33 protein-coding genes are annotated in these 24266 nt (G+C 57.4%); 4 read left to right on the top strand and 29 right to left on the bottom strand.

Going from position 1 to position 24266, the window contains the following annotated elements; translation table 11 throughout:
• Positions 1–209 precede the first annotated feature (209 nt).
• Together GIW02_RS17575 and GIW02_RS17570 are read right to left on the bottom strand one after the other, a co-directional pair.
• Positions 210–965, bottom strand: a complete 756-nt coding sequence (locus GIW02_RS17575) for an alpha/beta fold hydrolase (RefSeq protein WP_236411495.1) — start codon at positions 963–965, stop codon at positions 210–212.
• On the bottom strand, positions 955–2064 hold the full coding sequence (locus GIW02_RS17570) for a DUF3182 family protein (protein ID WP_236411497.1): 1110 nt from the start codon (positions 2062–2064) through the stop codon (positions 955–957). Before GIW02_RS17570 ends, GIW02_RS17575 begins: the two co-directional genes overlap by 11 nt.
• Before the next feature lie 238 nt (positions 2065–2302).
• On the opposite strand from GIW02_RS17570, the gene GIW02_RS17565 reads away from it, so the two are divergent.
• Complete coding sequence (locus GIW02_RS17565; RefSeq protein ID WP_236411499.1) at positions 2303–2866, top strand: cysteine hydrolase family protein; 564 nt, start codon at positions 2303–2305, stop codon at positions 2864–2866.
• A gap of 16 nt (positions 2867–2882) precedes the next feature.
• On the opposite strand, the gene tam is transcribed toward GIW02_RS17565, so the two are convergent.
• Entirely contained in the window at positions 2883–3644 is a 762-nt protein-coding gene (tam, locus tag GIW02_RS17560; protein WP_236411501.1) for a trans-aconitate 2-methyltransferase, read from the bottom strand.
• 126 nt (positions 3645–3770) lie between these two features.
• On the bottom strand, positions 3771–4358 hold the full coding sequence (locus tag GIW02_RS17555) for a TetR family transcriptional regulator (protein ID WP_236411503.1): 588 nt from the start codon (positions 4356–4358) through the stop codon (positions 3771–3773).
• Positions 4359–4522: 164 nt separating this feature from the next.
• Between GIW02_RS17555 and GIW02_RS17550 the strand changes: the two genes are divergently transcribed.
• Together GIW02_RS17550 and GIW02_RS17545 are read left to right on the top strand one after the other, a co-directional pair.
• Positions 4523–5311, top strand: coding sequence for an SDR family NAD(P)-dependent oxidoreductase (locus tag GIW02_RS17550; protein ID WP_236411504.1), 789 nt, complete (start codon positions 4523–4525; stop codon positions 5309–5311).
• A gap of 28 nt (positions 5312–5339) precedes the next feature.
• Positions 5340–6341 carry an NADP-dependent oxidoreductase gene (locus GIW02_RS17545; protein WP_236411506.1) on the top strand — a complete coding sequence of 334 codons (1002 nt, stop codon included), beginning with the start codon at positions 5340–5342 and terminating at the stop codon, positions 6339–6341.
• A 323-nt stretch (positions 6342–6664) separates the two neighbouring features.
• Here GIW02_RS17545 and GIW02_RS17540 read toward each other — a convergent pair whose 3' ends face one another.
• Positions 6665–7192 carry a single-stranded DNA-binding protein gene (locus GIW02_RS17540; RefSeq protein ID WP_236411508.1) on the bottom strand — a complete coding sequence of 176 codons (528 nt, stop codon included), beginning with the start codon at positions 7190–7192 and terminating at the stop codon, positions 6665–6667.
• 9 nt (positions 7193–7201) lie between these two features.
• Entirely contained in the window at positions 7202–8596 is a 1395-nt protein-coding gene (locus tag GIW02_RS17535) for an MFS transporter (protein WP_236411510.1), read from the bottom strand.
• A 178-nt stretch (positions 8597–8774) separates the two neighbouring features.
• Between GIW02_RS17535 and uvrA the strand changes: the two genes are divergently transcribed.
• Positions 8775–11609, top strand: a complete 2835-nt coding sequence (gene uvrA, locus GIW02_RS17530; RefSeq protein ID WP_236411512.1) for an excinuclease ABC subunit UvrA — start codon at positions 8775–8777, stop codon at positions 11607–11609.
• Positions 11610–11676: 67 nt separating this feature from the next.
• Here the strand turns inward: uvrA and bfr are convergent, their stop codons facing one another.
• From bfr to rpsC, 23 genes are all read right to left on the bottom strand, one after another.
• Positions 11677–12141 carry a bacterioferritin gene (gene bfr / locus GIW02_RS17525; protein WP_003176400.1) on the bottom strand — a complete coding sequence of 155 codons (465 nt, stop codon included), beginning with the start codon at positions 12139–12141 and terminating at the stop codon, positions 11677–11679.
• Between the two features lie 155 nt (positions 12142–12296).
• A complete protein-coding gene (locus GIW02_RS17520; RefSeq protein WP_236411514.1) occupies positions 12297–13745 on the bottom strand; it encodes a catalase in 1449 nt (482 codons plus the stop codon).
• 238 nt (positions 13746–13983) lie between these two features.
• A complete protein-coding gene (gene rplQ, locus GIW02_RS17515; protein ID WP_003176402.1) occupies positions 13984–14370 on the bottom strand; it encodes a 50S ribosomal protein L17 in 387 nt (128 codons plus the stop codon).
• Between the two features lie 41 nt (positions 14371–14411).
• The gene (locus tag GIW02_RS17510; protein ID WP_003176403.1) at positions 14412–15413 is read right to left on the bottom strand and encodes a DNA-directed RNA polymerase subunit alpha; all 1002 of its coding nucleotides are present in this window, start codon (positions 15411–15413) and stop codon (positions 14412–14414) included.
• A gap of 22 nt (positions 15414–15435) precedes the next feature.
• Positions 15436–16056: a 30S ribosomal protein S4 gene (gene rpsD, locus GIW02_RS17505; protein WP_003176404.1), complete on the bottom strand. Its 621-nt coding sequence runs from the start codon at positions 16054–16056 to the stop codon at positions 15436–15438.
• Between the two features lie 18 nt (positions 16057–16074).
• A complete protein-coding gene (rpsK, locus tag GIW02_RS17500) occupies positions 16075–16464 on the bottom strand; it encodes a 30S ribosomal protein S11 (protein ID WP_002555466.1) in 390 nt (129 codons plus the stop codon).
• A gap of 30 nt (positions 16465–16494) precedes the next feature.
• Positions 16495–16851, bottom strand: coding sequence for a 30S ribosomal protein S13 (rpsM, locus tag GIW02_RS17495; RefSeq protein WP_003194635.1), 357 nt, complete (start codon positions 16849–16851; stop codon positions 16495–16497).
• Positions 16852–16980: 129 nt separating this feature from the next.
• Positions 16981–17097, bottom strand: a complete 117-nt coding sequence (rpmJ, locus tag GIW02_RS17490; RefSeq protein WP_002555468.1) for a 50S ribosomal protein L36 — start codon at positions 17095–17097, stop codon at positions 16981–16983.
• A gap of 28 nt (positions 17098–17125) precedes the next feature.
• Complete coding sequence (gene secY, locus GIW02_RS17485; protein WP_003176406.1) at positions 17126–18454, bottom strand: preprotein translocase subunit SecY; 1329 nt, start codon at positions 18452–18454, stop codon at positions 17126–17128.
• Positions 18455–18892, bottom strand: a complete 438-nt coding sequence (rplO, locus tag GIW02_RS17480; protein WP_003176407.1) for a 50S ribosomal protein L15 — start codon at positions 18890–18892, stop codon at positions 18455–18457.
• Between the two features lie 3 nt (positions 18893–18895).
• A complete protein-coding gene (rpmD, locus tag GIW02_RS17475) occupies positions 18896–19072 on the bottom strand; it encodes a 50S ribosomal protein L30 (RefSeq protein WP_003176408.1) in 177 nt (58 codons plus the stop codon).
• A 2-nt stretch (positions 19073–19074) separates the two neighbouring features.
• On the bottom strand, positions 19075–19575 hold the full coding sequence (gene rpsE / locus GIW02_RS17470) for a 30S ribosomal protein S5 (RefSeq protein WP_003176409.1): 501 nt from the start codon (positions 19573–19575) through the stop codon (positions 19075–19077).
• Positions 19576–19578: 3 nt separating this feature from the next.
• Positions 19579–19929, bottom strand: a complete 351-nt coding sequence (gene rplR, locus GIW02_RS17465; protein ID WP_003186037.1) for a 50S ribosomal protein L18 — start codon at positions 19927–19929, stop codon at positions 19579–19581.
• Between the two features lie 10 nt (positions 19930–19939).
• Positions 19940–20473 carry a 50S ribosomal protein L6 gene (gene rplF, locus GIW02_RS17460; RefSeq protein WP_003176412.1) on the bottom strand — a complete coding sequence of 178 codons (534 nt, stop codon included), beginning with the start codon at positions 20471–20473 and terminating at the stop codon, positions 19940–19942.
• Positions 20474–20485: 12 nt separating this feature from the next.
• On the bottom strand, positions 20486–20878 hold the full coding sequence (gene rpsH, locus GIW02_RS17455; RefSeq protein ID WP_010566853.1) for a 30S ribosomal protein S8: 393 nt from the start codon (positions 20876–20878) through the stop codon (positions 20486–20488).
• Positions 20879–21086: 208 nt separating this feature from the next.
• Entirely contained in the window at positions 21087–21392 is a 306-nt protein-coding gene (rpsN, locus tag GIW02_RS17450) for a 30S ribosomal protein S14 (protein WP_003176414.1), read from the bottom strand.
• 13 nt (positions 21393–21405) lie between these two features.
• Entirely contained in the window at positions 21406–21945 is a 540-nt protein-coding gene (gene rplE, locus GIW02_RS17445; protein ID WP_003194642.1) for a 50S ribosomal protein L5, read from the bottom strand.
• A 22-nt stretch (positions 21946–21967) separates the two neighbouring features.
• Positions 21968–22282, bottom strand: coding sequence for a 50S ribosomal protein L24 (gene rplX / locus GIW02_RS17440; RefSeq protein ID WP_003176416.1), 315 nt, complete (start codon positions 22280–22282; stop codon positions 21968–21970).
• Positions 22283–22293: 11 nt separating this feature from the next.
• On the bottom strand, positions 22294–22662 hold the full coding sequence (rplN, locus tag GIW02_RS17435) for a 50S ribosomal protein L14 (protein ID WP_002555479.1): 369 nt from the start codon (positions 22660–22662) through the stop codon (positions 22294–22296).
• A 23-nt stretch (positions 22663–22685) separates the two neighbouring features.
• Positions 22686–22952: a 30S ribosomal protein S17 gene (gene rpsQ, locus GIW02_RS17430; RefSeq protein WP_003176419.1), complete on the bottom strand. Its 267-nt coding sequence runs from the start codon at positions 22950–22952 to the stop codon at positions 22686–22688.
• Positions 22953–22954: 2 nt separating this feature from the next.
• The gene (gene rpmC / locus GIW02_RS17425) at positions 22955–23146 is read right to left on the bottom strand and encodes a 50S ribosomal protein L29 (RefSeq protein ID WP_002555481.1); all 192 of its coding nucleotides are present in this window, start codon (positions 23144–23146) and stop codon (positions 22955–22957) included.
• On the bottom strand, positions 23146–23559 hold the full coding sequence (rplP, locus tag GIW02_RS17420; RefSeq protein WP_003176421.1) for a 50S ribosomal protein L16: 414 nt from the start codon (positions 23557–23559) through the stop codon (positions 23146–23148). Before rplP ends, rpmC begins: the two co-directional genes overlap by 1 nt.
• A 12-nt stretch (positions 23560–23571) precedes the next feature.
• On the bottom strand, positions 23572–24258 hold the full coding sequence (rpsC, locus tag GIW02_RS17415) for a 30S ribosomal protein S3 (RefSeq protein ID WP_003176422.1): 687 nt from the start codon (positions 24256–24258) through the stop codon (positions 23572–23574).
• Positions 24259–24266: the final 8 nt, after the last annotated feature.

Here is a 24266-nt window from a genome sequence, read left to right as displayed (position 1 = left end):
GGCTTGCCCGCGTTGGGCTGCGAAGCAGCCCCAGTAAAGACGCCGCAGTTTTTCCTGAATGACCTCAGCGTCTGGTTTGGGGCCGCTGCGCGGCCCAACGCGGGCAAGCCCGCTCGCCACACATGCCCGCTGGCCACAGAAGCCCGCTCGTCAAAAGGGCCGGTTCGCACACAAGCCCGTTGTCCACGGATTTAGTGTTCAGCTGAAGGTTATCGGGCCTGGATGATGCTCAACCGCTCGCCCACGACCATTTCGGTAATCCAGTCCACCAGGATCGAGGTATAGGCCTGCTGGGACACCGGGTCGCTCAAGGAGTGGTCGGCGCCGTCGATAATGCGGTGCGTCAGGGAATGGGTCTGCTGGCACGCCGCGCGGTAACTCATGATGGTGGCGTGGGGCACGTGGTCATCGGTTTCCGATTCGACGATCAGCACGTCCCCGGTAAACGCCGAACACGCGTGCAAGGCGCGATTGGTTTCGGCATGCACCAGCGTACTGCGGTAATCCAGCAAATCGGCCTTGTCCAGGTCGCGCTTGGGCTTGAGCCATTCCTGGTCGCGGTACAACGCCGGCACGCGCAGCGCCAGCCAGCGCACCGGGCGCAACGAGGTGAGAATCGCCGCCAGGTAACCTCCGTAGCTGGTGCCCACCACTGCCACCGCCGAGGTGTCGATGGCCGGATGGGAGAGCAGCCGGTCGTAGGCCGCCAGCAGGTCGCGCAGGTTGTCTTCGCGAGTAACGCGCGACAATGGAATACCCGTGCCGGCATGCCCGCGCAGGTCGAAGGTCAGGCATACGCAGCCGAGTCCGGCAATGCCCTTGGCGCGCTCCAGGTCGCGCTCCTGGCTACCGCCCCAGCCGTGCACGAACAACACGCCGGGGACTTTGGATTTAGGGCTCAGGAACGTCCCGCTCATCTGTTCGTCGTCGATATCGATCGCAATGCTTTCGCTTCTAGCCGTCATAAGATTTAACCGTCACGTACTTGAGAAGAAAGTCGCTGTTTTCGGCCGGGCCGCGATACACCTCAATGGCATCCGCCGGCAGCGCCTGGTCCAGGTAGGTTTCCACCGAGGACACATGAATGGCGGTGAGGCCCGGGTGGTTGATAAAGCTCTGCAGCGCCGCGACCTCCGCACTGCTGGCTCCCCCCATGCGCCAGGATTGTTCGAGCACGCCACTGCGGCGTTGGCCGTCGCTGCCCAGGCCCTGGGCGATGTCGTAGTTGCGCCGCGAGGCATAGAAGCCGGGGTAGGCTTCGTCTGCGGCCGCGTCAAATACCTGGGCCTGTTCGATCGCCAGGCGGACGTCGTCAGGCAGGTCGAGCTTGAGCAAGTCTTCATAATAGCCGGGCACTACCAGCAGGTCGGATCCACCGTAAACCTCCTCACCGTGCCCGTCCTGGGTCAGGTACTGCTCACCGCAATAGCTGAACACGTGGTCGCCGATGAAGCTTTGGCCCACGCTGTGGGTGATGACGTCCTGCAGGTCCTGCTCCAGCACCACGCCCTCGCTGAAGAGCTTCGCAGCCTCCGGTCGCGCCAGCAGCGCATCGAATTCGTCGAGGCTGCGGATTACCTCCTGGCCACGCCCGGCGCAGGCATGCACCGGTTTCAGGCGGATCGGCCCGCTGTAGAGCAACCGTGTGGCGGCCTCCCGCGCATCCTCGAGGGCAAATACGCTCAGGCCGTCCAGCACCACCCCGCGCACGCGCTCACAGAATACCGGCGACCAACCTTGCGGCGTGACTGCATCGGGGCCCAGTACGCCATGGCTGATCGCCTTGGTGCAGATAAAGTCGTGGTCGACATAGCCGCCCCAGAGGTCTTCGGGGCCTTTGATGTTGAGCGCGCGAGCCTGGCCGGGGCCGACCAGGGTTTGTGTGGGGAGTAAGTACAGATCGCGGCCGGCGTGGCGAGCGGGGTCATAATGGCCGCCGAATTTCAGCCCCAGTATCTGCGCCAGCCAGCGCGCCAGGGCGAGATTGGTTTCAACCTCATGCTTTGGCGCGCCGTCGCGCGTGGAGTGAGCGACCACCTGTTTTTTGCGTTGATTCGGGGTCATGCGTCCCCCTTGGCCATCGGGCCATGTGTGTTGCAAGACGGTTGCAGGGATCAAGCCAAAGCGCTTTCATGAGGGATAGCTTTGAAATCAATCAGTTGCGCAAAAGACGATGGCAGTTGGCCTGTTTGATTCTGCACGACGCAGGTCCAAACACGCGGCGTTCTGCACGATTCCCCTGAACCTGCGCCCCGGCGCCAGCTAAGATACTGGCCTCATCACCCTTCACGAGGCGACCCCCATGGCCAAGCAAGCGCTCATCCTCATTGATATCCAAAACGACTACTTCCCTCAGGGCAAGTGGCCGCTTGACGGCGTGGACGCTGCGGCGGACAAGGCCGCGCAGTTGCTGCAGGCGTTTCGTGCGGCCGGGGACGCCGTGATTCATGTGCGCCATGAGTTTGCCTCCGAGGACGCGCCGTTCTTCACCCCAGGCTCCGAGGGTGCGCACCTGCACCCTAAAGCACTGAACGTGGGCAACGAGCCGGTGGTGCTCAAACACTTCGTTAATGCGTTTCGCGAAACCAACCTGCGCACCTTGCTGGAACAACGCAGCATCACCGACCTGGTGGTGGTCGGCAGCATGAGCCATATGTGCGTGGATGCGGTGGTGCGGGCTGCAGCAGACCTGGGCTACACCGTCACGGTGATTCATGACGCGTGCGCCACACGGGATCTGGAATTCAATGGGCAGGTGATCCCCGCCGCCCAGGTGCATGGCGCGTACATGGCAGCATTGGCGTTCGGGTATGCCAGTGTGGTGTCGGCAGATGACTACTTGCAGGCGCAAGCGGCGGCCGTGTGACCACCGCTTGGCGCGTCTAACGCGTGGCGATGATGAACAGGCGCGGGAACGGCAGTAAAACAGTGCCATCACGCAGGGCTGGGTAAGCCTGGGTAATTCGCGTCTGATAGTCGCGCAGGAAGGCGGCTTTTTCATCGTCGGTCAACGGCGCAAGAAACGGCCGCAATGCCGAAGCCTTGAACCACTCCACCACCGCGGCATGATCGGCCAGCGGGTGCTGGTAGGTGGTGCGCCACACGTCGACGGTACTGCAGTGCTGGCTGAGCAACTCGTAGTAGTAGCTCGCCGTGTGCCGCTCATTGTGTTTGACCGCACCGATCCTGTCCGACCATGGCCCGTCTGCGGCCACCTCACGCGCCAGCCGGTGCGCAGGCTCGTCGAGGTTGTCCGGGGTTTGCACCGCCAGCGTGCCACCGGGTGTCAGCTGGTTGACCAGGTGCGGGTAGAGCGTGGCGTGGTCCGGCAGCCATTGCAGCGAGGCATTGGCCAGAATCACATCGAAGCGCTGAGCCGGGTTCCAGGCGCCGATGTCCGCCAGTTCGAAGCTGAGCGCCGGGAGGCGTTTGCGTGCGTCGACCAGCATGTCGTCAGAGCTGTCCAGGCCAGTGACCTGCGCGTGAGGGAAACGCTCGGCCAACACTTGCGTGGAGTTGCCCGGGCCGCAACCCAGGTCGACGGCGGTACGCACATCGCTATCGGGAATGGCCGCGACCAGGTCGCGGACGGGACGGGTACGCTGCTGCTCGAACAGCGTGTACTGCTTGGCTGACCAGGTCATCACGGCTTTCCTTGTTTTCAGAGGCTTCTTTTACCCCGAGTCGGGGGCTTCAGGGTGCTGACACGCCCTCAGTGCAAAAGCATCGTTGCTGCCCTGGGCACGCTCACCTCGCGTCCAGCCAGCGATTCACAGACTGTTTTCTTGATTCGATGGCAGCGAGGCCACTATCTCGGCACGGCACGTTTGCAGTATTTCATCCGCCAGCGCCGAGTCATCCGGGCACGCTCGCGACAGCATAACTGCACCAACGGCATGCGCCAGCAGGTTGATCATTTTCACTCGAGCCTCTTGCTTCGTCGCATCCGCGCCCGCCGTGTACTTTGCCTCAAGTGCAGCAAGCGTGTTTTCCACGCCACCGGCAAAGGTCGCCTTCAAATCGTCCGACTGACGGGCGGCGTCGCCACACAGGGCTGCCAGGGTGCAACCTGCTCCCCTGCCGTCTCTGTGATCCCTGGACACGTACAGGTTCACAAACCCCTGTACATCGAGATTGCAGGCACTCGAGAGGGATTTTGAAAGGCTGTTTTCGGCTGCTTCGGCCATCAAATCGGCCTTGGAGCCAAAGTGTTTGTAGAAACCTCCCTGGGTAAAACCAGCAGTCGCCATCAGCTCGGCAACACCTACACCATCATAACCACGCTCGCGAAACAGCTCTGAAGCCGTATCCACAATATGAGCCCGGTTGGCGAGTGATTGCGTTTTGGTGATCTTCATTGCGCCCTCCAATGCCGCTTGAACAATGGCCTGACTATACTCTGATGTCGAGCATACTCAAAACCATTGACAGCTTTGATTATGACCGACATCATAATTCCGCCACCGTATGTCCTGCCCACCCGGGCTCAGTTAGCCACCCACACTTGCAAGAGCATCCACTTATGAGCACTCCAGAAACCGTACTGATTACCGGCGCCTCAACAGGCATTGGCGCGACCTACGCCGAGCGTTTTGCCCAGCGTGGCCACAACTTGGTGCTGGTTGCCCGCGACAAGAGCCGGCTGGACGCACTGGCCGCCCAACTGCGTGAGAAACACGCTGTTTCCATTGACGTTATCCAGGCTGACCTGACTCAAACCGCTGATTTGATCACCGTCGAAAGCCGCCTGCGTGAAGACGCCAGTATCGGCATCCTGGTGAACAATGCGGGCGCTGCCCAATCCGGCAGCTTCGTGGAGCAATCCACCGACAGCGTTGCCAATCTGGTCGCGCTCAATACCACTGCACTGGTGCGACTCGCCAGCGCAATCGCTCCACGCCTGGCACACGCCGGTCAGGGCGCGATCATCAACATAGGTTCGGTCGTGGGGCTGGCGCCGGAATTCGGGATGAGCGTCTACGGCGCGACCAAGGCTTTTGTCCTGTTTCTATCACAGGGTCTGAGCCTTGAACTCTCGCCAAAAGGCGTCTACGTGCAAGCGGTTCTCCCTGCGGCCACCCGCACGGAAATCTGGGAGCGTGCAGGCATCGACATCAACACCTTGAGCGAAGTGATGGACGTGAGCGACCTGGTCGATGCTGCGCTGGTCGGTTTTGATCGTCGCGAACCCGTGACCATTCCACCGCTGCAAGACGCTAGCCGCTGGGACGCTCTGCAGGCTGCCCGCCAAAGTTTGCTTTCGGAAATTCGCCAATCCGTCGTCGCCGAGCGCTATCAAGCCAAGGCGTAATTGCCGTGCGTAACATGAGAACCGAATCATGAAAGCTTTCCTCATCGACCGTTACGGCAACAATCATGGACGCCTTGGCGATGTGCCGGAACCGCACGTGGGAATCAACGACGTTCTGGTCAAGGTGCATGCCAGCAGCGTCAACCTGCTGGACGCGAAGATCAGTAAAGGTGAGTTCAAACTGATCCTGCCTTACACATTCCCACTGATTATGGGTAACGACCTGGCCGGCGTCGTGGTTCGGGTGGGGGCAGGCGTGCGCACCTTCAAACCCGGTGACGAGGTCTATGCTCGCCCGCCTCAGACACGCATTGGAGGCTTCGCCGAACTGATTGCGGTTGAGGAAAGCGCCCTCGCACTGAAACCCCAAAATACCACTATGGCAGAAGCGGCCTCCCTGCCCTTGGTTGCGCTGACTGCCTGGCAAGTGTTGGTTGAAACTGCACGTGTGAAGAAGGGCCAGAAAGTGTTCATCCACGCAGGCTCTGGCGGCGTCGGCAGCATCGCCATCCAGCTTGCCAAACATCTGGGTGCTTTCGTTGCGACGACGACCAGCACCCGTAACGTGGATTGGGTCAAGGCGCTGGGAGCGGACGTCGTCATCGACTACACGCAACAAGACTTTGAAACCGTGTTGCACGACTACGACGTCGTCTTGAACAGCCTGGGCCCTGTCGAACTGCAAAAATCACTCGGCATTCTCAAGCCAGGTGGCCAGCTCATCTCGATCTCGGGGCCACCGACCGCCGCATTCGCACAAGAGCAAAAGCTGTTCTGGGGACTGGGTTGGGTCATGCACTTTTTAAGCCGCGGCATACGCAGAGAAGCCCGCAAACGGGGTATCCAGTATGCGTTCGTGTTCATGCGTGCGAACGGCGCTCAATTGGGAAAAATCACGCGGCTTGTCGAGTCCGGCGTTATCAAACCCGTGATCGACCGAACCTTCCCTTTCGAATCAACCGCTGAAGCATTGCGCTACGTCGAACAGGGAAGAGCCAAAGGCAAGGTGGTCATCAAGCTTCATGACTGAAGCTCGCGGTTGGCCCCCGCTCGATTCTTCGACAAGTCAGGTGCGAGCAATTTCGCCTGCCACTTTGAGCCACACGACGCGCAGAGGCTGATCGGACACGTTTGGCCACCGCGTGCTGCGTGGGCTAAAGCTGGCACAGCGCATCCAAGCGGCAAGTTCATTCAGCCTCAGTACCTCCTCCCCTCATGTGTTTTTACCCACCACGTTTTGCCCAGGCAAAAAAAACCTCCAGTATCCTTTGCGGACAGTGGAGGCTTTTCGCGTGACAGCTGGAGCTGATGAGTCCGTTATGGATTAACTCACATAAAGGACTTTAGTCCGCCTTAGAACGGAATATCGTCATCAAAGCTGTCGAAATCCGGAGCGGGTTGCGCAGCGGCCTGCTGTGGCGGTGGCGCCTGACGCGACTGTTGCGGTGCCGACTGCTGCGGACGCGGGGCCTGCTGGCGTGGGGCCGGGGCGGACTGCTGGTAGTTATTGCCCCCGCCTTGTTGGTCACCCTGCTGTGGACGGCCGCCCAACAGTTGCATGGTGCCCTGCATGTCGACCACGATTTCAGTGGTGTAACGCTTGATGCCGTCTTTTTCCCACTCGCGGGTTTGCAGTTTACCTTCGATGTAGACCTGCGAACCTTTGCGCAGGTACTCACCGGCGATCTCTGCCACCTTGCCGAACATCGACACACGGTGCCATTCGGTTTTCTCGACCTTCTGGCCGGTCTGCTTGTCGGTCCACTGTTCGCTGGTCGCCAGACTCAGGTTGGTCACGGCGTTACCGTTAGGCAAGTAGCGAACTTCGGGATCCTGGCCGCATGTACCGACCAATATGACTTTGTTAACCCCACGGGCCATAACGTTCTCCTAGGCTGGGCGCGCTGTCGGCACTGGGTTGACCAGCTGCTCGAGCGTCGCGCGATCCAATAATTCGGTGTCTAATTTGATGTAGATGGCGGCTTCTTCAGCAATAACCACGGCATCTGTAACCCCGGTAACGGCCTTGAGGCGCTCAACCAGACCGGCTTCGCGGATCGCTTCTGGCGATAACGGCAAACGCAGGCTCGTCACATAGGGAGGTTCGCGCATGGTAACAGCAAAGGCTAACCAGAGGGCAGCCAGACCTGCGCATCCGAGGAACACAACCGACAAACCGCCGTGCTGAAACATCCAGCCACCCATGATGCCGCCCAGTGCAGAACCCAGGAACTGGCTGGTGGAATACACCCCCATCGCCGTGCCCTTGCCACCGGCCGGTGAAACTTTACTGATCAGCGAAGGCAACGAAGCTTCCAGCAGATTGAACGCGGTAAAGAACACCACCGTGCCGATTACCAGCGCCCGCAGGCTGTCGCCGAACTGCCAGAAGAATAGCTCAGTGAGCAGCAGCGTCGCGACGGCGCCGAGCAAAACTCGTTTCATTTTGCGTTTTTTCTCGCCGTAGATGATGAACGGGATCATCGCGAAAAACGAAACCAGCAGCGCGGTAAGGTAGACCCACCAGTGCTGCTCCTTGGGCAGGCCGGCTTTTTCGACCAGTGCCAGGGGCAACGCGACGAAGCTGCACATCAGCATCGCGTGCAACACGAAGATACCTAAATCCAGGCGCAGCAGGTCCGGGTGCTTGAGCGTCGGCAACAAGGCCTGGCGCGCGACACCGGACTCGCGGTGCTGCAAGGTGCCGGTGGAGCGCGGCACCATAAAAGCCACGATGACGATTCCGAACAACGCCATGCCACCTGTGGCGAGGAACAAGCCGTGCAGGCCAAACGCACGGGTCAGCAAGGGGCCGACCACCATGGCCACCGCAAACGACAGGCCGATGGTCATGCCGATCATGGCCATGGCCTTGGTGCGGTGTTGTTCACGGGTCAGGTCTGACAACAACGCCATGACCGCTGCAGAAATCGCACCGGCGCCTTGCAGGATACGTCCGGCGATTACGCCCCAGATGGAATCGGACTGGGCCGCGAGCACACTGCCGAGGGCAAACACGATCAAGCCCAGGTAAATCACCGGGCGACGGCCAATGCGGTCGGAAATGATCCCGAACGGAATCTGAAAAATCGCCTGGGTCAGGCCATAGGCGCCAATCGCCAGGCCGATCAATGCGGGGGTCGCGCCTGCGAGATCCATCCCATAGGTCGCCAGCACCGGCAACACCATGAACATGCCAAGCATACGGAAGGCGAACACCAGGGCCAGACCGCTTGCCGCTCGGGTCTCGCCGCTACTCATGCGTTCGCTGTGGGGATCGTGCATGGAAAAACCTCGTGTGAACCGGCGGCGATTCTACCAGTCCCATCGATTGAGAGGGTATATGCGGCGCTTTGCCGCGCAGCTTTCATCTAAGGCTGCAAGCGGCCTTTTGACAGTGTATATTCATCCAGTCTTTAGCCGTATACTCCGGCATTATTTACGCCCGCCGTGCGAGGCCATCTTGGACAAGATCCTGATTCGTGGGGCTAGAACCCACAACCTGAAGAACATTGACCTGACCCTTCCCCGGGACAAGCTGATCGTCATCACCGGCTTGTCCGGCTCCGGCAAATCTTCCCTGGCGTTCGACACGCTGTATGCCGAAGGCCAGCGCCGCTATGTGGAATCGCTGTCGGCCTATGCCCGCCAGTTCCTGTCGATGATGGAAAAACCCGACGTCGACACCATTGAGGGCCTGTCGCCGGCGATTTCCATCGAGCAGAAGTCGACCTCCCATAACCCGCGCTCTACCGTGGGCACTATTACCGAAATCTACGACTACCTGCGCCTGCTTTACGCGCGCGTGGGTATCCCGCGTTGCCCGGACCACGACATTCCACTGGAAGCCCAGACCGTCAGCCAGATGGTCGACCTGGTGCTGGCCCAACCGGAAGGCGCCAAGCTGATGCTGTTGGCCCCGGTGATTCGCGAGCGCAAAGGCGAACACCTTTCCGTGTTCGAAGAGCTGCGTGCGCAGGGCTTTGTGCGCGCGCGCATCAACGGCAAGCTGTATGAGCTGGACGAAGCGCCCAAGCTCGACAAACAGAAGAAGCATTCGATTGATGTCGTGGTCGACCGTTTCAAAGTGCGCGCCGACCTGCAGCAGCGCTTGGCGGAATCCTTCGAGACGGCTCTGAAGCTGGCCGATGGCATTGCCTTGGTGGCGCCGATGGATGACGAGCCGGGCGAAGAGATCATCTTCTCCGCGCGCTTTGCCTGCCCAATCTGCGGCCATGCCATCAGCGAGCTGGAACCCAAGCTGTTTTCCTTCAACAACCCGGCGGGCGCCTGCCCTACCTGTGATGGCCTGGGGGTTAAACAGTTCTTCGACATCAAGCGCCTGGTCAATGGCGACCTCACGCTGGCGGAAGGCGCAATACGCGGCTGGGACAGGCGTAACGTTTACTACTTCCAGATGTTGGGGTCGTTGGCGTCGCACTACAAATTCAGCCTGGAAGTGCCTTTCAACGAACTGCCGACCGAACAGCAGAAAGTCATCCTGCACGGTAGCGGCTCGCAGAACGTCGACTTCAAATACCTGAACGACCGTGGCGATATCGTTAAACGGTCGCATCCGTTCGAAGGCATCGTGCCCAACCTTGAGCGCCGCTACCGCGAAACGGAATCGGCGAGCGTGCGCGAGGAGCTGGCGAAATTCCTCAGCACCCAACCGTGCCCGGATTGCCGTGGTACCCGTCTGCGTCGTGAGGCGCGGCACGTGTGGGTGGGCGAGAAGACGCTGCCGGCGGTGACCAACCTGCCGATTGGTGACGCCTGTGAGTACTTTGGTGTACTCAAGCTTACCGGTCGCCGGGGGGAAATTGCCGACAAGATCCTCAAGGAAATCCGCGAGCGTCTGCAGTTCCTGGTTAACGTAGGCCTGGATTATCTGTCGCTGGATCGCAGCGCGGATACGTTGTCCGGCGGCGAAGCCCAGCGAATCCGCTTGGCCAGCCAGATCGGCGCGGGCCTTGTGGGCGTGTTGTACATCCTCGATGAACCGTCGATTGGCTTGCACCAGCGCGATAACGACCGACTGCTGGGCACGCTCAAACACCTGCGGGATATCGGCAACACCGTGATTGTGGTCGAACACGATGAAGATGCGATCCGCCTGGCGGATTACGTGGTCGACATTGGCCCGGGTGCGGGTGTGCACGGCGGGCATATTGTCGCCGAAGGCACGCCAGCCGAGGTCATGGCTCACCCGGACTCGCTGACGGGTAAATACCTGTCCGGTCGCGTGAAGATCGAAGTACCGGCCAAGCGCACACCGCGCAACAAGAAGCAGGCGCTGCACCTCAAGGGCGCGCGGGGCAACAATCTGCGTAACGTTGACCTGGAAATCCCACTGGGCCTGCTGACGTGTGTGACCGGCGTTTCCGGCTCGGGCAAGTCGACGTTGATCAACAACACACTGTTCCCTTTGAGTGCTACCGCCCTGAACGGCGCTACCACCCTCGAAGCAGCGGCGCACGACAGCATCAAGGGCCTGGAGCACCTGGACAAGGTAGTCGATATCGACCAAAGCCCGATCGGCCGTACACCGCGCTCCAACCCGGCGACCTATACCGGGTTGTTCACGCCCATCCGCGAGCTGTTCGCCGGCGTGCCGGAGTCCCGCTCACGGGGTTACGGGCCGGGCCGGTTCTCGTTCAACGTCAAGGGTGGTCGCTGTGAAGCGTGCCAGGGCGATGGCTTGATCAAGGTGGAGATGCACTTCCTGCCGGACATTTATGTGCCGTGCGATGTGTGCAAGAGCAAACGCTACAACCGTGAAACCCTTGAGATCAAATACAAGGGCAAGAGCATCCACGAAACCCTGGAGATGACCATCGAAGAGGCGCGGGTGTTCTTCGATGCGGTTCCTGCGCTCGCGCGCAAGCTGCAGACGCTGATGGATGTGGGCCTGTCGTATATCAAGCTGGGACAGTCGGCCACCACGCTTTCCGGTGGTGAGGCGCAGCGAGTGAAGCTGTCCCGCGAGCTGTCCAAGCGCGATACCGGCAAGACCCTGTATATCCTCGATGAGCCGACCACCGGCCTGCACTTCGCGGATATTCAGCAACTGCTGGACGTGCTGCACCGCTTGCGTGACCACGGCAACACCGTGGTGGTGATCGAGCACAACCTGGATGTGATCAAGACCGCCGACTGGCTGGTGGACCTGGGCCCGGAAGGCGGCTCCAAAGGCGGCCAGATCATCGCGGTAGGCACGCCGGAGCAGGTCGCCGAGATGCCGCAGTCCCACACGGGTTACTACTTGAAACCATTGCTGGAGCGCGACCGGGCCTGATTTATCGGGCCCAATAAAAAGCCCCTGTCACTTCATCAGTGACAGGGGCTTTTTTGTAGCCGGGGAATCAGAACTGCGATTGCAGGTAGTTTTCCAGGCCAATCAACTTGATCAAGCCCAACTGCTTTTCGAGCCAGTAGGTGTGATCTTCTTCAGTGTCATTCAACTGCACCCGCAGGATTTCCCGGGTGACATAGTCGTTGTGCTGCTCGCAGAGCTCGATGCCCTTGCAGAGCGCGGCACGCACCTTGTACTCAAGGCGAAGGTCGGCTGCGAGCATGTCAGGCACGGTAGTGCCCACATCCAGGTCATCGGGACGCATACGTGGCGTGCCTTCGAGCATCAGGATACGGCGCATCAGGGCGTCAGCGTGCTGTGCCTCTTCTTCCATCTCGTGGTTGATACGCTCGTAGAGCTCGGTAAAGCCCCAGTCTTCGTACATACGCGAATGGATGAAATATTGGTCACGAGCTGCCAGTTCGCCCGTCAGCAACGTGTTGAGGTAATCGATTACGTCGGGATGACCTTGCATCGCCCTACATCTCCCTGCTTGAAAGTCTGTAGTTTGAACCAAGACGACCGGAAGGTCACGGGACCAACGGCAGAAAAGTGCGGATTTACGAAGAAAAGTAGCTGAAATAACGCAAAAACCGCCCAAATGAGGGCGGTTCTGCTTATCGTTTAGAGTTAGTTAAGCGATACACCCAGTGCCTTTGCGATTGCGTCTCCATAAGCAGGGTCTGCCTTGTAGAAGTGCTGCAATTGGCGCTGAACCACGTCACCGGAGACTCCTGCCATTGCACCGGCGATGTTGTTGGTGAGCAGCGCTTTCTGCTCATCGTTCATCAGACGGAAGAGCGCACCGGCGTGGCTGTAGTAATCGGTGTCCTCACGGTGATCGTAACGATCAGCGGCACCGCTCAACGCCAATGCAGGCTCCGCGTACTGAGGTGCTTGTTTCGGTGCATCGGTGTAGCTGTTCGGCTCGTAGTTAGGCGCTGCGCCGCCATTGCTGCCGAAGGCCATCGAGCCATCACGCTGGTAGCTGTTAACCGGGCTTCGAGGCGCGTTCACCGGCAGTTGCTGGTGGTTGGTGCCAACACGGTAGCGGTGGGCATCTGCGTAAGCGAACACACGACCTTGCAGCATGCGGTCCGGGGACAAGCCAACACCTGGCACCATGTTGCTAGGGCCGAACGCGGCCTGCTCGACCTCAGCGAAGTAGTTCTGCGGGTTGCGGTTGAGTTCCAACTCACCCACTTCGATCAACGGAAACTCTTTTTGCGACCAGGTTTTGGTCACGTCAAACGGGTTCTCGTAGTGAGCGTTCGCTTGAGCCTCGGTCATGATCTGGATGCACACGCGCCATTTCGGGAAGTCACCGCGCTCGATCGCACCAAACAGATCGCGCTGGGCGTAGTCAGGATCGGTACCGGCCAGACGCGCAGCCTCAGCAGGCGCCAGGTTCTTGATGCCTTGCTTGGTCTTGTAGTGCCACTTCACCCAATGCCGTTCGCCATTGGCGTTGATCAGGCTGTAGGTATGGCTGCCGAAACCGTGCATATGACGGTAGCCGTCGGGGATACCACGGTCGGAAAACAGAATGGTGACCTGGTGCAATGCTTCTGGGGAGTGCGACCAGAAGTCCCACATCATCTGCGCGCTTTTCAGATTGCTTTGCGGCAGGCGTTTCTGGGTATGGATGAAGTCAGGAAACTTCAATGGATCACGAATGAAGAACACCGGCGTGTTGTTACCCACGATGTCCCAGTTACCTTCTTCGGTATAGAACTTGAGGGCGAAGCCACGTGGGTCACGCTCGGTATCCGCCGAACCGCGCTCACCGCCTACGGTAGAGAAGCGCAGGAACGTCGGCGTCTGCTTGCCAATGGCCTCGAACAGCTTGGCGCTGGTGTACTGAGTGATGTCACGTGTGACCGTAAACGTACCGTAGGCACCCGACCCCTTGGCGTGCACACGGCGTTCAGGGATGTTTTCACGGTTGAAGTGAGCAAGCTTCTCGATCAGGTGGAAGTCGTCGAGCAGCAACGGTCCGCGCGGGCCGGCGGAACGGGAATTCTGGTTATCCGCAACGGGAGCACCGCTGGCGGTCGTAAGGATTTTATTCTGGCTCATGCTCAATTTTCCTCAGGTCGGACTTGAAACTGCCGGCTAATCGGCTTGCAGGGAGTATTGATCATCAACATGACACCTACAAATTCATTAAATTGTAGGCGCCCATAGAAAATAACTACCAATAACCCCGGTGCTCATAGTGCCAAGTGCTACCTGTGGAAGCTTGTACAAATCGCGCTTTTATTACGCGCACAAAAAACCGGGCGCTAGGCCCGGTTTTTCGTTACAGCTTGTCGTCTTACTCGGCGCTTACAGCTTCGCCGGCAGTAGCACGATCAACCAACTCGACGTACGCCATAGGCGCGTTGTCGCCAGCGCGGAAGCCGCACTTGAGGATGCGCAGGTAGCCACCCTCACGGGTAGCGTAACGCTTGCCCAGGTCGTTGAAGAGCTTACCAACGATAGCTTTCGAACGAGTACGGTCGAAAGCCAGACGGCGGTTAGCCAGGCTGTCTGTCTTGGCCAAAGTGATCAGCGGCTCAGCAACGCGACGCAGTTCTTTAGCTTTCGGCAGTGTAGTTTTGATCAGCTCGTGCTCGAACAGCGACACCGCCATGTTTTGGAACATGGCCTTGCGGTGCGAGCTGGTACGGCTCAGGTGACGACCACTTTTACGATGACGCATGGTTCATTCCTTACCAAACTCACGTTCGGTGATTACGACGATCAGGCAGTCGCCTTGTCGTCCTTCTTAAGACTTGCAGGCGGCCAGTTGTCGAGGCGCATGCCGAGGGACAGACCGCGGGAGGCCAGAACGTCCTTGATTTCAGTCAAGGATTTCTTGCCCAGGTTCGGAGTCTTCAACAGTTCTACTTCGGTGCGCTGGATCAGGTCACCGATGTAGTAAATGTTTTCCGCCTTAAGGCAGTTAGCCGAACGTACAGTCAGTTCCAGATCGTCAACCGGGCGAAGCAGGATCGGATCGATCTCGTCTTCCTGCTCGATTACCACTGGTTCGCTGTCACCTTTGAGGTCGACGAACGCAGCCAACTGCTGTTGCAGAATGGTTGCAGCGCGGCGGATAGCCTCTTCAGGATCCAGAGTACCGTTGGTTTCCAGATCAATAACCAGCTTGTCCAGGTTAGTACGCTGCTCGACACGGGCGTTTTCCACCACGTATGCGATACGGCGAACCGGGCTGAACGAAGAGTCAAGCTGCAAGCGACCAATGCTGCGGCTTTCGTCTTCATCGCTCTGACGCGAGTCGGCCGGTTCATAACCACGACCACGAGCTACGGTGAGCTTCATGTTCAGGGCGCCGTTAGACGCCAGGTTAGCGATTACGTGATCGGGGTTAACGATCTCGACATCATGATCCAGCTGAATATCGGCAGCGGTAACCACCCCCGAACCCTTCTTCGACAAGGTCAGCGTAACTTCGTCACGGCCGTGCAGCTTGATAGCCAGACCTTTAAGGTTCAACAGGATTTCAATTACGTCTTCCTGTACACCTTCGATGGCGCTGTACTCGTGGAGCACACCGTCAATCTCGGCCTCGACTACTGCACAGCCGGGCATTGAGGACAACAGGATGCGGCGCAGCGCGTTGCCCAGGGTGTGGCCAAAACCACGCTCGAGAGGCTCGAGAGTGATCTTGGCGCGGGTTGGACTGACAACCTGCACATCAATGTGGCGGGGTGTCAGGAACTCATTTACCGAAATCTGCATGGATGCACCTATTTTCTAGCCCTTACTTGGAGTAGAGCTCGACAATCAGGCTTTCGTTGATGTCGGCGGACAGATCACTGCGAGCAGGAACGTTCTTGAAAACGCCCGACTTCTTCTCAGTGTCTACTTCTACCCATTCTACGCGGCCACGTTGGGCACACAGATCGAGAGCTTGGACAATGCGAAGTTGGTTTTTTGCTTTCTCGCGAACTGCGACCACGTCACCAGCACGAACCTGGTAGGACGGAACGTTTACGGTCTGACCGTTAACGCTGATCGACTTGTGCGATACCAGCTGACGGGATTCGGCACGAGTCGAACCAAAGCCCATACGGTATACAACGTTGTCCAGACGGCATTCGAGCAGTTGCAGCAGGTTTTCACCGGTTGCACCTTTCTTGCCAGCAGCTTCTTTGTAGTAGCCGCTGAACTGACGCTCGAGAACGCCGTAAATACGACGGACCTTCTGCTTTTCACGCAGTTGGGTGCCGTAATCGGACTGGCGACCGCGGCGTTGGCCGTGGATACCAGGTGCTGCTTCAATGTTGCACTTCGATTCGATCGCGCGCACGCCGCTCTTCAGGAAGAGATCGGTGCCTTCGCGACGAGCGAGTTTGCATTTTGGACCAATGTAACGAGCCATTCTTTACAATCTCCTGGATTACACGCGGCGCTTCTTCGGCGGACGGCACCCGTTGTGCGGGATTGGCGTCACGTCGGTGATGCTGGCGATCTTATAGCCACAGCCGTTCAAAGCACGGACAGCAGACTCACGACCTGGACCTGGACCCTTGACGTTAACGTCGAGGTTTTTCAGGCCGTATTCCAGCGCAGCTTGGCCAGCACGTTCAGCAGCTACTTGAGCAGCAAACGGGGTGGACTTGCGGGAACCGCGGAAACCCGAACCACCGGAGGTAGCCCAAGAAAGCGCGTTACCTTGACGGTCGGTGATGGTCACGATGGTGTTGTTAAAAGAAGCATGGATGTGGGCGATGCCATCAACCACTGTCTTTTTAACTTTTTTACGAGGACGAGCAGCAGGTTTTGCCATGATAATTTTCCTGTCGATTCGCTGGGGCGATTACTTGCGGATCGGCTTACGCGGACCTTTACGGGTACGCGCGTTAGTCTTGGTACGCTGACCGCGTACTGGAAGACCACGACGATGACGCAGACCGCGATAGCAACCGAGGTCCATCAAACGCTTGATTTTCATGTTGATTTCGCGACGCAGATCACCTTCAGTGGTGAACTTCGCGACTTCGCCACGCAGCTGTTCAATCTGCTCGTCGCTCAGATCCTTGATCTTAGCGGCTGGGTTTACCCCAGCAACTGCGCAAATTTTCTGCGCAGTAGTGCGACCAACACCATAGATGTAGGTCAGCGAGATAACAGTGTGCTTGTTATCTGGAATGTTAACGCCTGCAATACGGGCCATTCAGTGGGACTCCAATTGACAGCTACCTACGCCCCGGAAGCCAAGAAATAGGGCGCGAGATAATATCGCTGTAATAACAAATAATCAACCCGGCAGCGCACTAGCTGCCGGGCTTCAAGCGGATCACACTCAGCCTTGGCGCTGTTTGTGACGCGGTTCCGCGCTGCAAATTACTCGAACAACACCTTCGCGGCGAATAATCTTGCAGTTACGGCACAGCTTTTTCACCGATGCACGAACTTTCATCACCAACTCCTCGAACCTTATGGGGTACTCAGCGCAACATGCCGCTGCCGTAGCCCTTCAGGTTGGCTTTCTTCATCAGGGATTCGTACTGGTGCGAAACGAGGTGCGATTGTACTTGGGACATGAAGTCCATCACAACCACGACCACGATCAGCAACGAGGTCCCGCCAAGGTAGAACGGAACGTTTGCTGCAACCACCAGGAACTGGGGCAACAAGCACACGGCCGTCATATATAGAGCACCGAACAGGGTCAAACGAGTCAGAACGCCATCAATGTAGCGTGCCGACTGCTCACCTGGACGGATGCCCGGAATAAAGGCACCGGACTTCTTCAGGTTTTCCGCTACGTCTTTCGGATTGAACATCAACGCCGTATAGAAGAAGCAGAAGAAAATAATCCCTGCACTAAACAGCAGAATATTCAACGGCTGACCAGGAGCGATCGACTGAGAGAGGTCCTGCAGCCAGCCCATATTTTCAGACTGACCAAACCAGGTACCCAACGAAGCCGGAAACAGCAAAATGCTGCTCGCGAAAATTGCCGGGATAACACCGGCCATATTCACTTTCAGCGGCAAGTGGCTGGTCTGCGCAGCAAAAACCTTACGGCCCTGCTGACGCTTGGCGTAGTGAACAGCAATACGACGCTGGCCACGCTCAATGAACACCACAAAACCGATAATCGCTACTGCCAGCAAACCGATGGCAACCAGGGCAAAGATATTGATATCACCCTGACGTGCAGACTCGAAAGACTGCCCGATCGCTCTCGGAAGACCGGCGACGATACCTGCGAAAATCAACATCGAGATACCGTTGCCAACACCACGCTCAGTAATCTGCTCACCCAGCCACATCATAAACATCGCACCAGCCACAAAAGTGGATACCGCGACGAAATGGAAGCCAAAGTCACCAGTGAACGCAACACCCTGCCCTGCCAGGCCAACGGACATGCCGATAGCTTGGACCAGGGCGAGGATGACAGTGCCGTAGCGGGTGTACTGGCTAATCTTGCGACGGCCAGCTTCACCTTCCTTCTTCAACTGCTCCAGCTGCGGGCTGACGGCGGTCATCAGTTGCATGATGATCGATGCCGAAATGTACGGCATGATCCCCAGTGCAAAGATGCTCATCCGTTCCAGCGCGCCGCCGGAAAACATGTTGAACAAGCTAAGAATGGTCCCCTCATTCTGTCGAAACAGGTCTGCGAGTCGGTCCGGGTTGATACCTGGAACCGGGATGTGTGCGCCTATTCGGTAGACGATAATCGCCAGGAACAGAAAACGCAGACGAGCCCAAAGTTCAGACATACCGCCTTTGCCGAGCGCTGAGAGAGCACCTTGCTTAGCCATTTATTCCTCGAACTTGCCGCCAGCTGCTTCGATAGCCGAACGCGCACCTTTGGTGGCGCCGATTCCCTTGCCGATAGTGACAGCGCGAGTCACTTCACCGGACAGCATGATTTTCACACGCTGTACGTTGACGTTGATCACGTTGGCATCTTTCAGGGTCTGCACAGTAACGATGTCGCCTTCCACTTTAGCCAACTCGGACAAACGCACTTCTGCGCGGTCCATGGCTTTCAGGGAAACGAAACCAAACTTAGGCAGGCGACGATGCAGCGGCTGTTGACCGCCTTCAAAGCCTGGAGCGATGGTGCCACCGGAGCGGGAGGTTTGACCTTTGTGGCCACGGCCACCAGTCTTACCCAAACCGCTACCGATACCACGGCCCGGACGATGCTTTTCGCGACGGGAACCCGGCGCTGGACTCAGATCATTGAGTTTCATCGATTAACCCTCTACACGCAGCATGTAGTAAGCCTTGTTGATCATCCCGCGATTCTCGGGAGTATCCTGGACTTCTACAGTGTGACCGATGCGACGCAGACCCAAACCTTTAACACACAGTTTGTGGTTAGGGATGCGGCCGGTCATGCTTTTGATCAGCGTTACTTTAACGGTAGCCATGATCAGAAGATCTCCTTGACAGTCAGACCACGCTTAGCAGCGATGGACTCAGGAGATTGCATAGCTTTCAAACCTTTGAAAGTGGCGTGAACCACGTTTACCGGGTTAGTCGAGCCGTAGCACTTGGCCAGAACGTTCTGAACGCCAGCAACTTCGAGGACAGCACGCATAGCGCCGCCAGCGATGATACCGGTACCTTCAGAGGCAGGCTGCATGTACACCTTCGAAGCGCCATGGGCGGACTTCATTGCGTACTGCAGAGTGGTGCCGTTCAGATCAACTTGGATCATGTTGCGACGAGCAGCTTCCATTGCCTTCTGGATCGCAGCAGGCACTTCACGCGACTTGCCACGGCCGAAGCCAACACGCCCTTTACCATCACCAACCACGGTCAACGCGGTGAAAGTGAAGATACGGCCGCCTTTAACGGTTTTGGCTACGCGGTTAACTTGAACCAGCTTCTCAATGTAGCCTTCGTCGCGCTTTTGGTCGTTATTTGACATAACTTAGAACTCCAGCCCAGCTTCACGAGCAGCATCAGCCAGCGCTTTCACGCGGCCGTGGTACTTGAAGCCAGAGCGGTCGAAAGCCACTTGCGAGACGCCGGCGGCCTTAGCACGCGTAGCGACCAGCTGGCCAACCTTAGTGGCCGCGTCGATGTTGCCAGTGGCACCATCACGCAGTTCTTTATCCAAAGTCGAGGCGCTTGCCAGGACTTTGTTGCCGTCGGCCGAGATGACCTGGGCGTAGATGTGCTGCGACGAGCGGAACACGCAGAGACGCACGACTTCGAGTTCGTGCATTTTCAGGCGTGCTTTGCGAGCGCGACGCAGTCGAGTAACTTTTTTGTCGGTCATTTGCTATGCCCTACTTCTTCTTGGCTTCTTTACGACGGACGACTTCGTCCGCGTAGCGCACACCTTTGCCTTTGTACGGCTCTGGTGGACGGAAGTCGCGGATCTCAGCAGCCACTTGACCTACCAGTTGCTTATCGATGCCCTTGATCAGGATATCGGTCTGGCTAGGAGTCTCAGCGGTGATGCCTTCCGGCAGTTCGTAATCCACTGGGTGCGAGAAGCCAAGGGCCAGGTTCAAAACCGTGCCTTTTGCTTGCGCTTTGTAACCAACACCGACCAGCTGGAGCTTACGCTCGAAGCCTTGGCTTACGCCTTGGACCATGTTGTTTACCAACGCACGCGTGGTACCGGCCATTGCGCGAGTTTGTTGATCGCCATTGCGAGCAGCGAAACGCAGCTCACCAGCTTCTTCAACGATCTCAACGGACGAATGGATGTTCAGTTCAAGAGTGCCCTTGGCACCCTTCACCGAAAGCTGTTGGCCTGCGAATTTGACTTCGACACCGGCTGGCAGCTTAACGGGGTTCTTAGCGACGCGAGACATGCTTATCCCCCCTTAGAACACAGTGCAAAGAACTTCGCCGCCGACACCGGCAGCGCGCGCAGCACGATCCGTCATCACACCTTTGTTGGTGGAGACGATAGACACGCCCAGACCGCCACGAACTTTCGGCAGATCTTCAGCGGACTTGTACTGACGCAGGCCTGGACGGCTAACGCGCTTCACTTCCTCGATGACCGAACGGCCTTCGAAGTACTTCAGCTCGATGGACAGCAGTGGCTTGGTTTCGCTGCTGATCTGATAACCCGCAATGTAGCCTTCGTCTTTCAGGACTTTGGCAACAGCTACCTTCAACTTGGAAGATGGCATGCTTACGACGGACTTTTCAGCCATCTGGGCATTACGGATACGAGTTAGCATGTCCGCTAACGGGTCCTGCATACTCATGGGCTAGACGCTCCTAATACAAAAAAATTAGCCTTGCGGCTACATATGTCGCCGAGAATCTCCGAGCATAAAAAACACGGGCTCAGGCGAGCCGCGTATTTTAGACACACTCCAGAAATGAAACAAGCCCCAAAAGGGGCTTGTTCCAGATTCAAGGTCACCGGCGGTCAGTATCTTGCGACTCAGACCACCTGGACGTTGAAAGTACTTACCAGCTGGCTTTAACCAGACCTGGTACGTCACCACGCATTGCCGCTTCACGCAGTTTGTTACGGCCGAGGCCGAACTTGCGGTAAACGCCGTGTGGACGACCAGTCAGGCGGCAGCGGTTACGCATGCGCGAAGCGCTTGCGTCACGTGGCTGCTTCTGCAGAGCTACTGTCGCTTCCCAACGTGCTTCTGGACTTGCGTTCAGATCAACGATGATTGCTTTCAGTGCTGCACGCTTCTTGGCGTACTTGGCAACCGTGAGCTGACGCTTCAGCTCGCGGTTTTTCATGCTCATCTTGGCCATGGTCCTACTCCAATCAGTTGCGGAACGGGAATTTGAAAGCACGCAACAGGGCGCGACCTTCATCATCGTTCTTGGCAGTGGTGGTCAGGGTGATGTCCAGACCGCGGAGAGCATCGATCTTGTCGTAGTCGATTTCCGGGAAGATGATCTGCTCTTTCACGCCCATGCTGTAGTTACCACGACCATCGAAGGACTTGGCATTCAGGCCGCGGAAGTCGCGAACCCGAGGCAGGGAGATCGACAGCAGACGATCCAGGAATTCGTACATACGCTCACGGCGCAGAGTCACTTTGACGCCGATCGGCCAACCTTCACGGACTTTAAAGCCAGCGATGGATTTCCGAGCGTAAGTCACAACGACTTTCTGACCGGTGATCTTTTCCAGGTCGGCAACAGCGTGCTCGATGACTTTTTTGTCGCCGATCGCTTCGCCCAGACCCATGTTCAGGGTAATTTTGGTAACGCGCGGAACTTCCATCACGTTCCCAAGCTTAAGTTCTTCCTTAAGCTTAGGGGCGATTTCCTTCCGGTAAATCTCTTGTAGTCGTGCCATGGTCTAATCTACCTAGCAGTGTTCAAGCATCAACCGCTTTTTGGGTCGACTTGAAGACACGAATTTTCTTACCGTCTTCTACTTTGAAACCAACGCGGTCAGCCTTGTTGGTTTCGCCGTTGAAGATGGCGACGTTAGAAGCGTCCAGCGGAGCTTCTTTCTCGACGATACCGCCCTGCACGCCCGACATCGGGTTAGGCTTGGTATGACGCTTAACCAGGTTCAGACCACCGATAACCAGACGGTTATTAGCGAGAACCTTAAGCACCTTACCGCGCTTACCTTTGTCTTTGCCGGCGATCACGATGATCTCGTCGTCACGACGAATCTTTTGCATGTCGGATCTCCTTACAGCACTTCTGGGGCGAGCGAGACGATCTTCATGAACTTCTCAGTACGAAGTTCACGGGTCACTGGCCCAAAGATACGGGTGCCGATCGGCTCTTGCTTGTTGTTCAGAAGAACAGCAGCGTTGCCATCAAAGCGGATAATGGAGCCATCAGCACGGCGTACGCCGTGACGAGTGCGGACTACAACAGCAGTCATCACTTGGCCTTTTTTCACTTTACCGCGAGGAATTGCTTCCTTCACGGTAACTTTGATGATGTCACCGATACCAGCGTAACGACGATGGGAGCCACCCAGCACCTTGATGCACATAACACGGCGAGCGCCGCTGTTATCGGCCACATCGAGCATGGATTGAGTCTGAATCATATAATTTCTCCGACCCCTAGTCCTTAGACTTCCACAGCGCGTTCGAGAACATCAACCAGTGCCCAAGACTTGGTCTTGGCCAGCGGACGAGTTTCACGAATAGTGACTTTGTCGCCGATGTGGCACTGATTGGTTTCGTCGTGCGCGTGCAGCTTAGTCGAACGCTTAACATATTTACCGTAGATCGGGTGCTTAACGCGACGCTCGATCAAAACGGTGATGGTTTTGTCCATCTTGTCGCTGACAACACGGCCAGTCAGCGTACGGACAGTCTTTTCGGCTTCAGCCATGATCACTTACCTGCCTGCTGGTTGAGCACAGTCTTCACGCGAGCGATGTCACGCTTAACTTGCGAGAGCAGATGAGACTGCCCCAACTGGCCAGTTGCTTTCTGCATACGCAGATTGAACTGGTCGCGCAGCAGGCCGAGCAGTTGCTCGTTCAGCTGCTGTGCGGATTTTTCACGAAGTTCATTCGCTTTCATCACATCACCGTCCGTTTAACAAAGGAGGTGGCGAGCGGCAGCTTTGCAGCAGCCAGGGCGAAAGCCTCACGCGCCAGCTCTTCAGAAACACCCTCGATTTCATACAGGACTTTTCCTGGCTGAATCTGGGCTACCCAGTATTCCACGTTACCCTTACCTTTACCCATCCGAACCTCGAGAGGTTTTTTGGAGATCGGCTTGTCCGGGAATACACGGATCCAGATCTTGCCGCCACGTTTTACGTGACGGGTCAGAGCACGACGCGCTGACTCGATCTGACGAGCGGTGAGACGACCACGAGCTACAGACTTCAGCGCGAACTCGCCGAAGCTGACTTTGCTACCGCGCTGAGCCAGACCACGGTTGTGGCCTGTCATCTGCTTGCGGAACTTCGTACGCTTAGGTTGCAACATTTGGCGTACCCCTTACTTAGCAGCTTTTTTACGAGGCGCTGGTGCTTGTGGTTTCAGTTCTTCTTGGCGACCACCAATTACTTCGCCTTTGAAGATCCAAACCTTTACACCGATCACACCGTAAGTGGTGTGAGCTTCGTAGTTGGCATAGTCGATGTCGGCACGCAGGGTGTGCAGTGGCACACGACCTTCGCGATACCATTCAGTACGTGCGATTTCAGCACCGCCGAGACGACCGCTCACTTGGATTTTGATGCCTTTGGCACCAATGCGCATGGCGTTCTGTACGGCGCGCTTCATAGCGCGACGGAACATTACGCGACGCTCCAGCTGCTGAGCTACGCTCTGCGCAACCAGCATACCGTCGAGCTCCGGCTTACGGATCTCTTCGATATTGATGTGCACAGGCACACCCATTTGCTTGGTCAGGTCCTGACGCAGTTTCTCAACATCTTCACCTTTCTTCCCGATAACGATACCTGGACGAGCGGTGTGGATGGTGATACGTGCAGTTTGCGCCGGACGATGGATATCGATACGGCTTACGGACGCGCTTTTTAGTTTGTCTTGGAGATACTCACGCACCTTCAGATCAGCGAACAAATAGTCCGCATAAGTCCGACCGTCTGCGTACCAGACGGAGGTGTGCTCCTTGACGATTCCCAGGCGAATGCCAATGGGATGTACTTTCTGACCCATCTCTTCGA

The sequence above is a fragment of the Pseudomonas syringae genome (assembly GCF_021606685.1).
Lineage (GTDB): Bacteria > Pseudomonadota > Gammaproteobacteria > Pseudomonadales > Pseudomonadaceae > Aquipseudomonas > Aquipseudomonas syringae_R.
This window is presented reverse-complemented; position numbering and strand designations above follow the sequence as displayed.

Coding starts and splice junctions, on each gene's coding strand:
- GIW02_RS17575 (WP_236411495.1), bottom strand. CDS start 965: ATGACGGCTAGAAGCGAAAGCATTGCGATCGATATCGACGACGAACAG.
- GIW02_RS17570 (WP_236411497.1), bottom strand. CDS start 2,064: ATGACCCCGAATCAACGCAAAAAACAGGTGGTCGCTCACTCCACGCGC.
- GIW02_RS17565 (WP_236411499.1), top strand. CDS start 2,303: ATGGCCAAGCAAGCGCTCATCCTCATTGATATCCAAAACGACTACTTC.
- tam (WP_236411501.1), bottom strand. CDS start 3,644: ATGACCTGGTCAGCCAAGCAGTACACGCTGTTCGAGCAGCAGCGTACC.
- GIW02_RS17555 (WP_236411503.1), bottom strand. CDS start 4,358: ATGAAGATCACCAAAACGCAATCACTCGCCAACCGGGCTCATATTGTG.
- GIW02_RS17550 (WP_236411504.1), top strand. CDS start 4,523: ATGAGCACTCCAGAAACCGTACTGATTACCGGCGCCTCAACAGGCATT.
- GIW02_RS17545 (WP_236411506.1), top strand. CDS start 5,340: ATGAAAGCTTTCCTCATCGACCGTTACGGCAACAATCATGGACGCCTT.
- GIW02_RS17540 (WP_236411508.1), bottom strand. CDS start 7,192: ATGGCCCGTGGGGTTAACAAAGTCATATTGGTCGGTACATGCGGCCAG.
- GIW02_RS17535 (WP_236411510.1), bottom strand. CDS start 8,596: ATGCACGATCCCCACAGCGAACGCATGAGTAGCGGCGAGACCCGAGCG.
- bfr (WP_003176400.1), bottom strand. CDS start 12,141: ATGCAAGGTCATCCCGACGTAATCGATTACCTCAACACGTTGCTGACG.
- GIW02_RS17520 (WP_236411514.1), bottom strand. CDS start 13,745: ATGAGCCAGAATAAAATCCTTACGACCGCCAGCGGTGCTCCCGTTGCG.
- rplQ (WP_003176402.1), bottom strand. CDS start 14,370: ATGCGTCATCGTAAAAGTGGTCGTCACCTGAGCCGTACCAGCTCGCAC.
- GIW02_RS17510 (WP_003176403.1), bottom strand. CDS start 15,413: ATGCAGATTTCGGTAAATGAGTTCCTGACACCCCGCCACATTGATGTG.
- rpsD (WP_003176404.1), bottom strand. CDS start 16,056: ATGGCTCGTTACATTGGTCCAAAATGCAAACTCGCTCGTCGCGAAGGC.
- rpsK (WP_002555466.1), bottom strand. CDS start 16,464: ATGGCAAAACCTGCTGCTCGTCCTCGTAAAAAAGTTAAAAAGACAGTG.
- rpsM (WP_003194635.1), bottom strand. CDS start 16,851: ATGGCCCGTATTGCAGGCGTTAACATTCCAGATAACAAGCACACTGTT.
- rpmJ (WP_002555468.1), bottom strand. CDS start 17,097: ATGAAAGTTCGTGCATCGGTGAAAAAGCTGTGCCGTAACTGCAAGATT.
- secY (WP_003176406.1), bottom strand. CDS start 18,454: ATGGCTAAGCAAGGTGCTCTCTCAGCGCTCGGCAAAGGCGGTATGTCT.
- rplO (WP_003176407.1), bottom strand. CDS start 18,892: ATGAAACTCAATGATCTGAGTCCAGCGCCGGGTTCCCGTCGCGAAAAG.
- rpmD (WP_003176408.1), bottom strand. CDS start 19,072: ATGGCTACCGTTAAAGTAACGCTGATCAAAAGCATGACCGGCCGCATC.
- rpsE (WP_003176409.1), bottom strand. CDS start 19,575: ATGTCAAATAACGACCAAAAGCGCGACGAAGGCTACATTGAGAAGCTG.
- rplR (WP_003186037.1), bottom strand. CDS start 19,929: ATGACCGACAAAAAAGTTACTCGACTGCGTCGCGCTCGCAAAGCACGC.
- rplF (WP_003176412.1), bottom strand. CDS start 20,473: ATGTCTCGCGTCGCTAAGAACCCCGTTAAGCTGCCAGCCGGTGTCGAA.
- rpsH (WP_010566853.1), bottom strand. CDS start 20,878: ATGAGTATGCAGGACCCGTTAGCGGACATGCTAACTCGTATCCGTAAT.
- rpsN (WP_003176414.1), bottom strand. CDS start 21,392: ATGGCCAAGATGAGCATGAAAAACCGCGAGCTGAAGCGTCAGCTCACG.
- rplE (WP_003194642.1), bottom strand. CDS start 21,945: ATGGCACGACTACAAGAGATTTACCGGAAGGAAATCGCCCCTAAGCTT.
- rplX (WP_003176416.1), bottom strand. CDS start 22,282: ATGCAAAAGATTCGTCGTGACGACGAGATCATCGTGATCGCCGGCAAA.
- rplN (WP_002555479.1), bottom strand. CDS start 22,662: ATGATTCAGACTCAATCCATGCTCGATGTGGCCGATAACAGCGGCGCT.
- rpsQ (WP_003176419.1), bottom strand. CDS start 22,952: ATGGCTGAAGCCGAAAAGACTGTCCGTACGCTGACTGGCCGTGTTGTC.
- rpmC (WP_002555481.1), bottom strand. CDS start 23,146: ATGAAAGCGAATGAACTTCGTGAAAAATCCGCACAGCAGCTGAACGAG.
- rplP (WP_003176421.1), bottom strand. CDS start 23,559: ATGTTGCAACCTAAGCGTACGAAGTTCCGCAAGCAGATGACAGGCCAC.
- rpsC (WP_003176422.1), bottom strand. CDS start 24,258: ATGGGTCAGAAAGTACATCCCATTGGCATTCGCCTGGGAATCGTCAAG.